Raw genomic sequence first — 15135 nt, 5'->3', positions numbered from 1 at the left:
GGGCCATTGCTCAAGCGAAAACCAGGCGGCACCCGCCTCAGCGCTGCATCGCCTCCCACACCTTCTGCAGACGCTTGACCGACATTGGCACCGGCGTGCGCAGCTCCTGCGCGAACAGTGCCACGCGGAGCTCTTCCAGCATCCAGCGGAACTCGTCCAGGCGCGCGTCTTCCACGCCCCGCCCCTGCTGCCGCAACTGCGCCTCGGCCCGCTGCCATTGCTGCAGCAGCGGCGTGATTTCCTGCAGCCGCTGGGTGTCGCGCGCCGGATCGCCCTTGATCTTGTCGATGCGCATGGCGATGCCCTTCAGGTAGCGCGGGAAATGCACCAGCTGCTGGTATGGCGTATTGGCCACAAAGTTCTTGCCCATCAGCCGCGTCAGTTGCGCCTGCATGTCGGCGTGCGCCGCGGCGAACGGCTTGGCCTGGATCAGCTTGCGCGGCAGCGCCGCGTACTCGGCCAGCACCGCCCCCACCAGCCGGGCGATCTCCTGCGCCAGCAGGCTCAGGCGCGAGCGTCCTTCTTCCTTGCGCGCGGCAAATTCAGCCTCGTTGCGCGGCAACGGCGCCTGCAGGCAGGCCCGCTCCAGCGCCAGCATCACGATCTGGTCGCGCAGCATCTCCTGCGTGCCCAGCGTCATGTACTGCATCGCCATCTGCTGCATGCCGGCAATGTTCTTCTCCAGGAACTTCACCTGCTCGCGCAACTGCAGCGCAAACAGGCGGCGCAGCCCGGCTTGATGGATGCGCGCGGCTTCCTGCGGATCGGCGGCTTCCTGCGGATCGTCGAACACCTCGACGTCGCAATGCGTGGTGTGGTCGACCAGCGCCGGATAGCCGTACAGCGTCTGGTTGCCCTTGCGGACTTCCAGCAACTCGGGCAGCTCGCCGAAGGACCAGCTGGTCAGGTTCTCGTATTGCCCCGCCTCTGCCGCCGGCACGTCGCGCGCAGCGATGCTCTGGAACGACTGCTGCGCCTGCCCGCCGAACTCGGCGCGCAACTGCGCCAGGTTGCGGCCCATGTCCAGCTGCCGGCCATGCTCGTCCACCACCTTGAAATTCATGGCGTGGTGGGCGGGCAAGGTCTCCAGCTTGAAATCGGCGCGCTTGACCATGGTGCCGGTCTGCTCGCGGATGTCAGCGATCAGCACATCCAGCAACTCGCCCTCGCCGAAGGCATGGCGATCGACGAAGCCCGCCGCGTAGTCCGGCAGCGGCACGCAATGGCGGCGCAGCTTCTGCGGCAACGACTTGAGCAGCAGGTGCACCTTCTCCTTGACCATGCCCGGCACCAGCCAGTCCGCGCGCTCCTGGCGCACCTGGTTGAGCGCGTACAGCGGCACCGTCAGCGTTACGCCGTCGCGATGGCTGCCGGGCTCGAAGTGGTACGTCAGCGACATATCCACGCCCGCCACCGGCATCAGCTTGGGAAACAGGTCCGTGGTAATGCCGGCCGCTTCGTGCCGCATCAGCTCTTCGCGGTTCAGGTAGAGCAGCTTGCGGTCGCGCGCGCTCTCGGCCTGGTACCACTGCTCGAAGGTGGCCTGCTGGTGAATCTCGGCGGGGACCAGGCGATCGTAGAACGCGAAGATCAGCTCGTCGTCGACCAGCACGTCCTGGCGGCGCGCCTTGTGCTCGAGGTTTTCGATCTCGCGCGTCAGGCGCTGGTTATGGGCGAAGAACGGCAGCTTGGTATCGAACTCGCCCTCCACCAGCCCGCGGCGGATAAACAGCTCGCGCGCCTCGGCCGGGTTCATCGGCCCGTAGTGCACGCGCCGGTGCTGGTAGACCACCAGCCCGTACAGCGTGGCGCGCTCCATCGCCATCACCTGGCCGGATTTCTTCTCCCAGTGCGGATCGCTCCAGCTCACGCGGAGCAAATGGCGGCCTACCTGCTCCAGCCATTCCGGCTCGATCTTGGCCAGTGTGCGCGCAAACAGCCGGCTGGTCTCGATCAGCTCGGCGCCGATGATCCAGCGGCCGACCTTGCGGGCGATCAGCGAGCCCGGCCACAGGTGGAACTTGATGCCCCGCGCGCCCAGGTACTCGCGCCCGCGGCCGTCTGCGTCTTCAATCTTGCAACCTACGTTGCCGAGCAAACCCGTGAGCAGCGCCTTGTGCACCTGTTCATAGGTGGGCTCGCTCTCGTTGAGCTTCCAGCCCTGCTCGGTGACGGTAGTCAGCAGTTGCGAATGCACGTCGCGCCATTCGCGCAGGCGCACATGCGACAGGAAACTGGCGCGGCACTGGTCCTGCAACTGGCGGTTGGTCTTCTTGTGCGCCACCGCGTCCTCGAACCACTTCCACATCTTGACCCAGCCCAGGAACTCGGAACGCTCGTCCATGAACTTGCGGTGGGCCTGGTCGGCGGCCTCCTGCGCCTCTTGCGGACGGTCGCGCGGATCCTGCACCGACAACGCGCTAGCGATGATCAACACCTCGCGCAGGCAATGGTGCTCGCGCGCGGCTAGCGTCATGCGCGCCACGCGGGGGTCCAGCGGCAGGCGGGCCAGCTGGCGGCCAACCTGGGTCAGCGCGTTGGCGTCGTCGCCCACGCTTTCCACGGCACCCAGTTCCTGCAGCAACTGGTAGCCGTCAGCGATGGCGCGGCCCAGCGGCGGCTCGATAAAGGGGAATTCCTCGATCGCCGTCAGCTTCAGCGCCTTCATGCGCAAGATCACCGCGGCCAGCGACGAGCGCAGGATTTCCGGATCGGTAAAGCGCGCCCGGCTGATGAAATCGGCCTCCTCGTACAACCGGATGCACACGCCATCGGCCACCCGGCCGCAACGCCCGGCACGCTGGTTGGCGGCGGCCTGCGAGATCGCCTCGATCTGCAGCTGCTCGACCTTGTTGCGGTAGGAATAGCGCTTGACCCGCGCCATCCCGGTATCCACCACATAGCGGATGCCCGGCACGGTCAGCGAGGTTTCGGCCACGTTGGTGGCCAGCACGATGCGCCGCGCGTTGGACGGCCGGAACACGCGCTCCTGCTCCTGCACCGACAACCGCGCGAACAGCGGCAGGATCTCGGTATGGGGCGGATGGTGCTTGCGCAGCGCCTCCGCGGCCTCGCGGATCTCGCGCTCGCCGGGCAGGAACACCAGCACATCCCCCGGGCCGAGGCGGCACAGTTCGTCCACGGCCTCGACAATACCGTCGAACAGGTCGCGGTCCTTCGCTTGCGCCGACTTGGGCGCGCCCTCGCCGGGCGCCGCCTTGTCCTTCTCGATCGGCCGGTAACGGACCTCCACCGGGTACAGGCGTCCGCTGACCTCGATCACTGGCGCTGGCTTGCCACCCTGCGCGAAGTGCTCTGCAAAGCGGTTGGCGTCGATGGTGGCCGAGGTGATGACCAGCTTGAGGTCCGGCCGCCTCGGCAGGATCTCCTTCAGGTAGCCGATCAGGAAATCGATATTGAGGCTGCGTTCGTGCGCCTCGTCGATGATGATGGTGTCGTAGGCGCGCAGCAGCGGATCGTTCTGCGTCTCGGCCAGCAAGATGCCGTCGGTCATCAGCTTGACCGACGCGCCCGCCGACATGGTGTCGTTGAAGCGCACCTGGTAGCCCACGTGTTCGCCGAGCGGCGTGCCGATCTCCTGCGCGATGCGCTTGGCCGTGGAAGTGGCGGCAATCCGGCGCGGCTGCGTATGGCCGATCAGGCCACCGCTGCCATCCGTGCCCGGGCCACGCCCGATCGACAGGCAGATCTTGGGCAACTGGGTGGTCTTGCCGGAGCCGGTCTCGCCGGAGACGATCACCACCTGGTTGGCCAGCAGCGCCTGCGCGATCTCCTCGCGGCGGCCGGATACCGGCAGCGCCTCAGGAAAGGTGATGGGCGGCAGCGGGTTGGCCTGACGCACCGGGCGGCGTGCCTCGCGCGGCGGGCGTTCGGCGCGTTCGGTGCGCTCCGGGCGCGGCGGCCGGAGCGCACCGTCCGCGGGCTGCGGCCTGGCTTGCCGGTTCTGGCCGGGCTGGCGCTCGGCCGCCGGGCCGGAGCGGGCGGCGCCGGGTGCCCCCTGAGGCGGGCGGCGGCCTACCAGGCGTGCGTCCGGGCGCTGGCCGGTGGCCGGCGCCGTCGTTACGGCCGGCGCGCGCGCCGGCCTGGCGACGGGCTGGACAGCAGGCTGGGCTGGCGACGGGGCGGCCTTGGGCGCGGGGCGGCCGGCATCGGTTTTCCGATCCGGCGACAAAGGTTTGGCGGGGCGTTGTGCTGACATTGGCCGGGATTATAATCCGCGGCATGAATGCGAGAACCGACACGCCAGCCGACGCGCCCGCGCCGTCCGAAATGGACGAGCCCCTGCCCGTCACCGACCCTTCCGCGCTCCCCGCGCCTGCCACCAGCGCCGACCCAGTCGAGCGCGGCGGCCCTGACCACCAGCAGTTCGTCGACTGGCTGCGAGCGGTCGCGCCTTATATCCACGCTTTCCGCGGCAAGACCTTCGTGATCGCCTTTGGCGGCGAACTGGTCAAAGCCAACATCCTCAATGCGCTGGTCAATGACGTGGCCCTGCTGCATGCCATGGGCATGCAGATCGTGCTGGTGCACGGCTCGCGCCCGCAAGTGGAAGAGCAACTGGCGCTGCGCCATGTCGAGTCGCAGTTCGCCGAAGGCGTACGCGTTACCGACAACGCGGCGCTGGAGTGCGCCAAGGAAGCCGCCGGCGAGCTGCGCCTGGATATCGAGGCCGCGTTCAGCCAGGGCTTGCCGAACACGCCCATGGCGGGCGCCCAGTTGTCGGTGATCTCCGGCAACTTCGTCACCGCGCGCCCGCTCGGCATTGTCGATGGCATCGATTACCAGCACACCGGGCTGGTGCGCAAGATCGACGGTGAATCGGTTCGCATGTCGCTGTCGCACGGCAAGATCGTGCTGCTCTCGCCGCTTGGCTTCTCGCCCACCGGCCAGGCCTTCAACCTGTCGATGGAAGACGTGGCCAGTGCCACCGCCATTGCCCTGAAGGCCGACAAGCTGGTCTTTATCACCGAGGTCCCCGGCGTGCAGGACCCGGTCGGCAAGCTGATGCCGGAAATGTCGCTGCGCACCGCCATCGAGCGGCTGCAGAACAACCACCTGCCACCCGACGTCTCCTATTACCTGGAACACCTGGTCAAGGCGCTCAAGGGCGGCGTGCCGCGCGCCCACCTGATTCCCTTCGACCTGGACGGCTCGGTGCTGCTGGAACTGTTCCTGCACGACGGCGTCGGCACGATGATCTCCGACACCGACCTCGAGAGCCTGCGCGAAGCCACGCTAGATGACGTCGGCGGCATCCTGCAGCTGATCGCCCCGCTGGAGCAGGACGGCACGCTGGTGCCGCGCGGGCGCCACCTGATCGAGCGCGATATCGCCAACTTCTCGGTGATCGAGCACGACGGCGTGCTGTTCGGTTGTGCCGCGCTCTACCCCTACCCACGCGAAGGCATGGCCGAAATGGCCTGCCTCACGGTGTCATCCGAAGCCCAGGGCACCGGCGACGGCGAGCGCCTGCTCAAGCGCATCGAGCGCCGCGCCCGCAGCCTGGGCCTTGACCGCCTGTTCGTGCTCACCACCCGCACGGAACACTGGTTCCTCAAACGCGGCTTTGTCCACGCCACCGTGGACGACCTGCCGGAAGACAAGCGCAAGCTCTACAACTGGCAGCGCAAGTCGATGGTGCTGATGAAGAAACTGTGACGGCTGTGGGGGTAGCCTGAAGGCCGGCCCCCGCTTCGTTACAATAGCGGCACCACAACGGCCGGCCCCTCGCCGCGCCGGCTACATCACACGACAACAAGGAGTTCCCCCATGGCCCGCATGGTTCAATGCGTCAAGCTCAACAAAGAAGCCGAAGGGCTAGACCTGCCGCCGCTGCCGGGCGAACTCGGCAAGAAGATCTGGCAAAGCGTGTCAAAGGAAGCCTGGGCCGGCTGGCTCAAGCACCAGACCATGCTGATCAACGAAAACCGCCTGAATATGGCCGACACCCGGGCTCGCCAGTACCTGCTCAAGCAGACCGAGAAGTACTTCTTCGGCGAAGGCGCGGACCAGGCACAGGGCTACGTGCCGCCGCCGGCTGCCTGATCCTGGCTGGGCGCGGCCTTGCGCCGCACGGCGCGCAAGCCGCGTGAAGCGTTCGGCCGCCCGTATGGATTGCGAAAAGCCCCTCGCCTAACGGTCGAGGGGCTTTTTGTTGCCGCGATGTCCTCCATATAGCGCGGAATGATCGGAATCGTGATTCAAGACCCGTTTCGAGCCAAGAGTGATCTGCGATGGCCCCAAAACAAAAAAGCCCTCGAAACCTCGAGAGCCCTTCATGCAATCCGGCTGGACGGTCCGGCTGCCTTGGTCGGCAAGCCAGCCCGGCCATACTCAATAGTCGCTACGCTTGACGCCATCCGGCGTGCCCAGCAGCAGCACGTCCGCGCCGCGCAGGGCAAACAGCCCCACCGTGACCACGCCGGGCATGTGATTGATGGCTTCTTCCATGCCCTTCGGGTCGCCGATCTTCAGGCCGGCCACATCGAGAATCACATTGCCGTTATCGGTCTTGAAGATGCCGCCTTCCTTGGTCATGCGCAGGCGCGGCTGGCCGCCCAGCGCCGCCAGCTTGCGTGCGACTGCAGCGCGTGCCATCGGGATCACCTCCACGGGCAGGGGAAACGCACCCATCACTTCCACCAGCTTGCTGCCGTCGGCGATGCAGACAAAGCGCTTGGCCACCGAGGCCACGATCTTCTCGCGCGTCAGCGCGCCGCCACCGCCCTTGATCATGGCGCCGCTGGCATCGATCTCGTCCGCGCCGTCGACGTACACGGGGATCTCATCGACCTCATTGAGGTCCAGTACCGTGAAACCGTGCTGCTGCAGGCGGCGCGTGGAAGCCTCCGAGCTGGAGACCGCGCCGGAAAAGCGTTCCTTGAACGCCGCCACGGCATCGATAAAGAGGTTGGCCGTGGAGCCCGTGCCCACGCCTAGCACCGCACCCGCCGGCACCACCTCTTTGACATAGTCGGCCGCGGCTTGCGCCACCAGCGCCTTGAGTTCATCCTGTGTCATGACAACAGCCCGTCTGCTTTGGGGGAAACCGCATAGTGTACCGGAATGCCGTGACATCACCGGCGTGGGCGCGAGCCGACGGTACAATGGCCCGAGGCATGCATCAGCGCGGCGCCCAGGGCCTGCCGTTTTGGTCCTGCGCCATCACCAACCCTTAAAAGCAACTCACTGACCATGAACCAGCTCGATCAGCTCAAGCAGTTCACCACCGTGGTGGCGGACACCGGCGATTTCCAGGTGATGAAGCAGTACACGCCGCAGGACGCCACCACCAATCCCTCCCTGATTCTCAAGGCCGTCCAGAAGGCCGAGTACCGTCCTCTGCTGGAAAAGGCCGTGCGCGGCAATGAAGGCACCGACGCCGTGATGGACGCGCTGCTGATCGCCTTCGGCTGCGAGATCCTGGCGATCGTGCCTGGCCGTGTGTCGACCGAGGTCGACGCCCGCCTGTCCTTCAACACCGAAGCCACGGTGGCCAAGGCACGGCACCTGATCTCGCTGTACGAGCAGCGCGGCGTGGCCCGCGAGCGCGTGCTGATCAAGATCGCCTCCACCTGGGAAGGCATCCGCGCCGCCGAAGTGCTGCAGCGCGAAGGCATCAGCTGCAATATGACGCTGCTGTTCTCGCTGGCCCAGGCCGTTGCCTGCGCCGAGGCCGGCGCGCAACTGATCTCGCCCTTCGTCGGCCGCATCCTGGACTGGCACAAGAAGCAAGCCGGCGACAAATGGGATGCTGCCGCCAACGCGGGCGACAACGATCCCGGCGTGCGTTCCGTGCGCCAGATCTACGACTACTACAAGAAGTTCGGCCACCCCACCGAAGTGATGGGTGCCAGCTTCCGCAGCACCGAGCAGATCCTGGCGCTGGCCGGCTGCGATCTGCTCACCATCAGCCCCGACCTGCTGGAGCAGCTCGCCGCCAGCGAAGGCACCGTGGAGCGCAAGCTGTCGGTCGACCAGGCGCAGGCCGGCAATATCGCCCGCATCGAGTGCGGTGAGGCGGCTTTCCGCTGGCAGCTCAATGAAGACGCGATGGCGACGGAAAAGCTGGCTGAGGGGATCCGCGCATTTGCCGCGGATGCGGTCAAGCTGGAGGCGTTGATCACGGCCTGATGGGCGTGGCGCCGGATGGCACCGCCACGGACTGGCTCAGAGCCCCGGTGGCGCGGACCAGTCCTCTACGCGCACACCAGGATACGCGGCGAAATCCCGCACGTTGTTCGTTACCACGATCACGTTTTCCGCGACCGCGTGCGCGGCGATCAGTTTGTCCAGCGCGTCGGACTTGCGCTCCCGCGTCGCCGCGCGAATCGGCCCGTAGGCTTGCGCCGCCGCGCTTGACAGCGGCAGTACCGGGACGCGGGCCACTAGTGCCTGCAGCGCCCGGCGGGCCGCTTCAGGCTCGCGCGACACGGCAACCCCGTACTCCAATTCCGCAAGCGTCACCGACGACAAGACCACGTCTCCCTCGAAGCAGGATGCCAGCCGCTCAGCAACATGAGGCGGCTGGTTCTTCATGAGATAGATGCACATGTTGGTGTCGAGCATGTACTTGGCCATCAGAGTGCGTCTCGCTCGGCCTGCCCCTGGTCGCCGCGCCCTTCGGCCAGGAAATCCTTCGGGAACGAGGCGAACACATCCAGCAGGCCAGTCAGGCGCTTGCGCGCCGGACGGATGCGCAGTTCATCGCCGACGCGCTCGATCTCGACAGACATATCGCTATCGGGATAGGCAAGTTCAGCCGGGATTCGCACAGCCTGTGAGTTGCCGTTCCGGAAGATGCGGCTTTGATGCATGGCGAGTTCAAGATGTGTGTACTGGATGTACAGAGTCTAGCACAAGACCACGCGGCCTGAAGATGTACATCCGGGATGCGCGCACATCGACGCGGCGCACCCTCCCAGCGCGAAACGTGAACGACTTTGTGGATTGCGGAATCGATATCGTCGATCCGTGGGGGACATCAGCCCGGACCTGTTGGAGAAGCTCACCGCCAGCGAAGGGACCGCGGAGCGCAAGCTGTCGCCAGCGCTCCCCGCCGCGTCAATCCGGCCCCGCTCCGAAGCCGATCGGCTTGCGATACCGCGCCGCCGCCGGCGCGATCGCCGCGGCCAGCAAGCCCAGCGCGGCCGGCACATAGATCATCGCCCAGCGATCGAAATGCGCGAGCGAGGCCATCAGCACCGGCAACAAGCCGCCCACCAGTGCCTGCGCCACGTTGTAGGTCAGCGCGATGCCGGTCACCCGCACTGGCGCGGTAAAGCTGCGCACCAGCAGGTTGTACATCATCGGCGTCAGCCCGGTACCAAAGCCGATGATGGCAAACCCATAGCGCAGCGTGGCCGGATCCGGCGCCACATAGGTAAATAGCAACCCTGCCAGCAGGATGGCCGCGAACATCCCGGTCGCCTTGAACCAGCCCAGCACATCGATCAGGTAGCCACCGGCCAGCGTGCCGGCCAGCATGCTCGCCAGCAACCACAGCTGGGCCTGGTTGACCACCGCGCGCGCAAAGCCCAGTTCGACCTGCAGATAGGTCATCGGATACAGCGCCGCGCTTGCCAGCACCCCGGCCGTCGACGCGCTCGCCAGCAGGCACAGCACCACCTCGACTGGGTAACGCCGGAACAGCGTGCGAAAGGGCATGGCCTGCGATAGCTGCTTGCGCTGGCGCATCTCCTCGAACACCGGCGTCTCGCTCACATAGCGCCGCAGGTAGGCCGAGAGGAAGCCGAACACGCCGCCGGCGATAAACGGCAGGCGCCAGCCGAACTCCTGCAATGCCGCGCCGGGGAACGCCGTGCTCACCCCGATCACCGCCAACAAGCCGGCCAGCGAGCCTACCGTGAACGCCGCGCCGAGAGACCCGGTGGCCAAGCCCAGTCGCCGCGTGGGCACATGCTCGGCGATAAACGTCAGCGCGATCGGCAACTCCCCGCCCATTGCCAGTCCCTGGCACATACGCAGCAACAGCAGTAGCAAGGGCGCCGCCACCCCGACCTGCGCGTAGCCCGGCAACAGGCCGATCGCGAAGGTAGGCGCCGCCATCAGAATCAAGCTGACCGCGAAGATGCGCTTGCGCCCGACCCGGTCGCCCAGCATCGACAGCAGGATGCCGCCAAAGGGCCGGATCAGGTAGCCGGCGGCGAAGATGCCCAGCGTCTGCAGTTGCCGGATCCACGCCGGCACCTCGGCCGGGAACATCACGGCGCTGAGTACCGGCGCCAAGTAGATGAAGATGATGAACTCATAGAACTCGAGCGCACCGCCAAGGGTGGACAGGCCGAGCACCCGAAGGTGCTCGCGGCCTAGCCTGGGCAGCGCGGCTTCGGTTTCGGCGGGAGGCACGGCGCCTCCCGCCCGCGCTGGGATCTCTTGCATAGGGTCTCTCCGGAGTCAGGCAATTGTCAGGTGAGCATCAGGCAGGCAATGCGGCGCGGACGCTCAGAACAGGTGTTTCATGCCGAGGTAGAACATGCGGCTGCGCGCACCGGCATCCTGCGCCGCCAGTTGCGGGGAGCCGTTGAGCGCGCCGCCCCAGAAGTTGTAGCGGCCCTTGCTCTGGTTGCGCAGCTCGATCGCGGACACGTCCAGCGAGGTCCGCTTGCTGAGCCGGTACTGGTAGCTGATCGAGAGCATTCGTGCGCCGGTGCCACCGACCGTCTGCCCACCGTCTTTCATCGACAGCGCCTGGCCATACGTCAGCGCCACGCCATGCGGGCCAGTGTTGTAGTTCAGCGGTACAGCGAAAGCGTAGCGGCTCTGGGTCCGGCCGCTGGCGCGATCCTGCACGCGATTGCGGTCGGCCAGCAACCCGAAGCTGAAGCCCTGCCAGGTATATCCCAGCGCCAGCCGGTCCGCGGTCTGGTCGAGCTGGCCGACCGTCTGCGCCGGCAGCACGCCCTGGCTGTCCCGCTGCATATGGAAGAAGCCGGCTTTGAAAGCGCCACGCGTGTAGGTCGGCGCGATGTACCAGGTGTGGTTGCGGCCGGCCCCGGGCTGCTCGGCATCGAAGGAGTACGACGCCATGCCGCTGAAGCCGTAGATGTCCGGCGCCTCGTAACGCACGGTGTTGTTGAGGAAGTTGCCGGCGAAGTACGCGCCGTTGACGGTGCCCAGCACGTTGAGCGAGTTGGCGGCCAGCGGTGCGGCGTCGAAGGCGCCATGCGGATCGTTGATAAACCAGTGGTGGCTGAAGTACACGGATTGCCGCCCCATTTGCAGCCGCCCCCAGCGCTCACTGTCCAGCCCCATGTAGATGCCGCGTCCCGCGCCTTGCACGCCGGTGTCGGCGCTGAAATTCCACTCCAAGTGATAAAAGGCCTTGAGCCCCCGGCCCAGGTCCTCCTTGCCGTCAAAGAAAAAATAACTGGTGTTGTCCGTCAACCGCGCGGCGCGATTGCCGCCGGTCGAGGTGGAATCCAGGCCGAGCTTGATCTGTCCGCCCAACAGTACGCTCTGCGCCTCGCCCCGCCCGGGGACCGACAACAACACGGCCAGAACGGCCGGGACCATCACTCTCATCTTGTCTCCTTGTTGACATGCGACCCGCGCCCCTCGCCCCTAGCCGGGAGCGTTTTGACGGTGCGAATCTTGTTCGCCTTCTTCTTTTTCACTTTCTATATTAGCAATGACAGGATGCATGATGGAATACCCGCATAAATCAGCAGAATTATGCGATTTTCCACGATCACGCCAAGCGCAACAACCGCTTGCAACCAGATCGCATCGTCGCTAACATAAGTCCATCATACGAAGTAATATGCACGGCACCCGGCAAAAATCCGGCTGCAGGCAAACAACAAGGAGACCGCGTTGACCACCCCACTCCCGGACGCTCTGTTCGCCCGGCATGCGCCCCGGCTTGAACGTGCGTGGCAAGCCTGCCGCGAACGCCATTGCTGGAGCCCTTTCCCCGAAATGCCGGCACGCTATCCGGACAGCGAAGCCGCCCAGGCCGCAAGCCAGGCCGCGTTGGACGCCATGCTGGACCAGCCCTTCACGCTGGCGCAGCCCGGCATCACTGGCTGGCTGGGTTATCCCGACCTGCCCGAGGTATCACCCTATACGCGCCGCCCGCTTGGTATCCGTTATCCGCAATCCGATCCGGACGCTCTGTTCGAGGCAGCCAGCGCCGCCATCTCCGCGGGCTGGCGGCAGGCCACGCCGCAGCAGCGCGTCGGCGTGCTGATGGAGATCGTCGAGCAGCTCTATGTGCAGTTGTTCGACACGGTCCAGGCCGTGTTCCACACCACCGGGCAGAGCTTCAACATGAGCTACGCCGGCTCGGGCGTGAACGCGCTGGACCGCGCCATCGAAGCCATTGCCCACGCGTGGGACGCGATGCGCCAGGTGCCTGCCAGCGCGACCTGGGAACGCCAGTTCGGCACCACCCCGATCGCGCTGGACAAACGCTATCGCTTGATGCCGCGCGGCGTGGCCGTGTGCTTTGCCTGCGCCAGCTTTCCCACCTGGAACGCCTGGCCTTCGATCATGGCGAGCCTGGCCACCGGCAACGCGGTGATCGTCAAGCCGCATCCGGCCACGGTGTTGCCCATGGCGCTGACGGTGCGGCTGATGCGCGCGCAACTGGCTGCTGCCGGCTTCGACCCCAACCTGGTCACGCTGGCGCTGGACACGCCCGCCGCGCCGCTGGGCAAGGTGCTGGTCAGGCATCCGCGCGCGGCCATCGTGGATTTCACCGGCAGCGCGCGCTTCGGGCAGTGGGTGGAACGCAACGCCCATCCCGCGCTGTGCTTCACCGAGACCAGCGGCTGCAATACCGTGGTGCTGGAATCCTGCGACGACCTCGATGCCGTGCTGCGCAGCCTGGCCACCACGCTATGCATGTTCTCCGCGCAGATGTGCACCAGCCCGCAGAACCTCTACGTGCCGCGCCAGGGCGTGCGCACGCCCGCGGGCGTGGTGCCGCTGGACGTGGTCGCGCAACGCCTGGCGCAGGCAGTCGCCACGCTGATCGACTCGCCCGCGCGTGCGGCCATGATCCTGGCCGCCATCCAGTCCGATGAAACGCTGGCGCTGCTCGACACGCTGCAGGCCCAGGGCGCGGCGCGCGGCAAGGTATTGCTGGCGCCAGCGCCCTACCCGCACCCGCACTATCCGCAGGCACGCACGGCCACGCCGCTGATGCTGCAACTCACCACCGCGGAGCGCGACCTGTATGCGCAAGAGCGATTCGGGCCCGTGTCTTTCGTGATCGCCTGCGACGATGCCGCCGACGCGCTGAAGCAAGCCACCAGCGACGTCCGCGTGGCCGGTGGCCTGACTGCGTTCCTCTACTCGACCGACGCTGGTTTCATTGCGCGCGCCGAGGACGCCTATGCCGAGGCCGGCGCGCAGCTGACCATCAACCTGAGCGGGCCGATGCCGCTGAACTTCGCCGCGGCCTATAGCGATTACCACGTCAGCGGGCTGAATCCCGCTGGCAACGCCAGCCTGACCGACCACGCCTTTGTCGCCTCGCGCTTTCGCATCGCGCAGGCACGCTGGCCACGGCAGGCCTGATCGGCTCACTCTGACACGCTTCCCCATACCAAACCCAAAGGAGAGCATCACCATGGGCATCAACGACGTTCCGGTCCTGCATGGCGGCTATGGCCCCATCGACCATGAAGTGATCTGCGACGATCTGCAGGTGATCGGCGAAATTCCCGCCGACCTGAACGGCCTGTACGTGCGCAACGGCCCCAACCGGCGCTTCGAGGCGGAGGGCCGCTATCACTGGTTTGACGGCGACGGCATGCTGCACTCGGTGCGCTTCGAGCGCGGGCGCGTGCAGTACCGCAACCGCTGGGTCATGACCGACTCGCTGAAGGAAGAGATCGCCGCCGGCCATGCGCTATGGAAAGGCGTGAAGGAACCGCCGCGGCGCGACCGGCCGGAGATGCCGCTGAAAAACACCTCCAACACCGACGTCAAGTTCCACAACGGCAAGCTGGTATCGATGTGGTATCTGGGCGGCACCGTGTACCAGTGCGACGCCGGCACGCTCGATACGCTGGGCAAGCTGGAGCCCGATCCGCGCCTGGCGGGCCTGCCGGTCTCGGCGCACTCCCGCGTCGACGAGCGCACCGGCGAGTTCCTGTTCTTCGCCTACGGCAAAGAACATCCCTATATGCACTACGGCGTGATCGGCGCCGACGGCGCGCTCAAGCACCTGACGCCGGTGGAACTGCCCGGGCCGCGCCTGCCGCACGACATGGCGATCACGCCCAACTACAGCATCCTGCACGACTTCCCGCTGTTCTACGACATGGACGCCCTGTCCGCAGGCCGCCACAAGCTGGAGTTCCATCACACGCTGCCCAGCCGCTTCGCCGTGGTGCCGCGCTACGGCGACGCCAGCCAGATCCGCTGGTTTGAGGCCGAGCCAGCCTACATGTATCACGTATCGAACGCGTGGGAAGAAGTCAACGCGCGCGGCGAGACCGAGATCGTCATGACCGGCACGCCGTTTCGGCTGCCGCGCGACCGCGATGGCTACATCGACGCCGCGCGCGTGCCGCGCATGCCGGCCAGCCTGGAGCACGACTTCCTGTTCTACGAGTGGCGCTTCAACCTCGCCACCGGGCAGACGCGCGAACGCCTGCTGGACGACATCGTCAACAGCGAGTTCCCGGTCATCAACTCCTGGATGCAGGGACACCGCACGCGCTACTCGTGGAACGTGCTGATGGGCCGTAACCGCATGCCCGAAGAACCACGCTTTTGCGGACTGACGCGCTTCGACCTGCAGACCGGGTCGGTACAGGCGTATTCGGGGGGCGTGGACTTCTGGTACAGCGAGGCGCCCTTTGCCCCGCGCGACAACTGGAAGGAAGAGGACGACGGCTACCTGGTGGGATTCGTATGGAACGGCCGCGACGAGCGTTCCGAAGTGCATGTATTCGATGCCAGGGACGTCGGCCAGGGGCCAATAGCGCGCGTGCTGCTGCCACAGCGCGTGCCGCATGGTTTCCATGCGACCTGGGTCAGCCAGGCGCGGCTGGACAGCGGGCGCTAGCCAGCGCCAGCGCCGCACCCGTCACCGGCCCCGACAAGCCGCGTGAATCAGAACGATAACAAGGAGACAGC

General features: G+C 66.3%; 11 protein-coding genes. 5 read left to right on the top strand and 6 right to left on the bottom strand.

All coding sequences use genetic code 11. From position 1 onward, the window contains the following. Positions 1-37 precede the first annotated feature (37 nt). Positions 38-4219 carry an ATP-dependent RNA helicase HrpA gene (gene hrpA / locus OR16_RS09710; RefSeq protein WP_043419081.1) on the bottom strand — a complete coding sequence of 1394 codons (4182 nt, stop codon included), beginning with the start codon at positions 4217-4219 and terminating at the stop codon, positions 38-40. Between the two features lie 23 nt (positions 4220-4242). Between hrpA and argA the strand changes: the two genes are divergently transcribed. Both argA and OR16_RS09700 read left to right on the top strand, forming a co-directional pair. Further along, positions 4243-5679: an amino-acid N-acetyltransferase gene (argA, locus tag OR16_RS09705; RefSeq protein WP_006157785.1), complete on the top strand. Its 1437-nt coding sequence runs from the start codon at positions 4243-4245 to the stop codon at positions 5677-5679. 111 nt (positions 5680-5790) lie between these two features. Continuing rightward, positions 5791-6066 carry an oxidative damage protection protein gene (locus OR16_RS09700; protein WP_006157784.1) on the top strand — a complete coding sequence of 92 codons (276 nt, stop codon included), beginning with the start codon at positions 5791-5793 and terminating at the stop codon, positions 6064-6066. A gap of 288 nt (positions 6067-6354) precedes the next feature. Here OR16_RS09700 and rpiA read toward each other — a convergent pair whose 3' ends face one another. Beyond that, on the bottom strand, positions 6355-7041 hold the full coding sequence (rpiA, locus tag OR16_RS09695; RefSeq protein WP_006157783.1) for a ribose-5-phosphate isomerase RpiA: 687 nt from the start codon (positions 7039-7041) through the stop codon (positions 6355-6357). A 174-nt stretch (positions 7042-7215) separates the two neighbouring features. Here rpiA and tal point away from each other — a divergent pair, with 174 nt between their 5' ends. Continuing rightward, on the top strand, positions 7216-8154 hold the full coding sequence (gene tal / locus OR16_RS09690) for a transaldolase (RefSeq protein ID WP_006157782.1): 939 nt from the start codon (positions 7216-7218) through the stop codon (positions 8152-8154). A gap of 36 nt (positions 8155-8190) precedes the next feature. Here the strand turns inward: tal and OR16_RS09685 are convergent, their stop codons facing one another. From OR16_RS09685 to OR16_RS09670, 4 genes are all read right to left on the bottom strand, one after another. Beyond that, positions 8191-8601: a type II toxin-antitoxin system VapC family toxin gene (locus tag OR16_RS09685; RefSeq protein ID WP_006157781.1), complete on the bottom strand. Its 411-nt coding sequence runs from the start codon at positions 8599-8601 to the stop codon at positions 8191-8193. Then, positions 8601-8837 (bottom strand): antitoxin, encoded by a 237-nt coding sequence (locus tag OR16_RS09680; protein ID WP_006157780.1) that lies wholly within the window; start codon positions 8835-8837, stop codon positions 8601-8603. The genes OR16_RS09685 and OR16_RS09680 overlap by 1 nt, the downstream gene beginning before the upstream one ends. A 247-nt stretch (positions 8838-9084) precedes the next feature. Then, positions 9085-10422 (bottom strand): MFS transporter, encoded by a 1338-nt coding sequence (locus OR16_RS09675; protein ID WP_006157779.1) that lies wholly within the window; start codon positions 10420-10422, stop codon positions 9085-9087. Positions 10423-10485: 63 nt separating this feature from the next. Continuing rightward, positions 10486-11565 (bottom strand): porin, encoded by a 1080-nt coding sequence (locus OR16_RS09670; protein WP_043419080.1) that lies wholly within the window; start codon positions 11563-11565, stop codon positions 10486-10488. A gap of 291 nt (positions 11566-11856) precedes the next feature. Between OR16_RS09670 and paaN the strand changes: the two genes are divergently transcribed. Then, positions 11857-13566 carry a phenylacetic acid degradation protein PaaN gene (gene paaN, locus OR16_RS09665; RefSeq protein WP_050982926.1) on the top strand — a complete coding sequence of 570 codons (1710 nt, stop codon included), beginning with the start codon at positions 11857-11859 and terminating at the stop codon, positions 13564-13566. 52 nt (positions 13567-13618) lie between these two features. Then, positions 13619-15064, top strand: a complete 1446-nt coding sequence (locus tag OR16_RS09660; RefSeq protein WP_006157776.1) for a carotenoid oxygenase family protein — start codon at positions 13619-13621, stop codon at positions 15062-15064. Positions 15065-15135 lie beyond the last annotated feature (71 nt).

Origin of the sequence: Cupriavidus basilensis OR16, from assembly GCF_000243095.1 — a bacterium.
Lineage (GTDB): Bacteria > Pseudomonadota > Gammaproteobacteria > Burkholderiales > Burkholderiaceae > Cupriavidus > Cupriavidus basilensis_D.
This window is presented reverse-complemented; position numbering and strand designations above follow the sequence as displayed.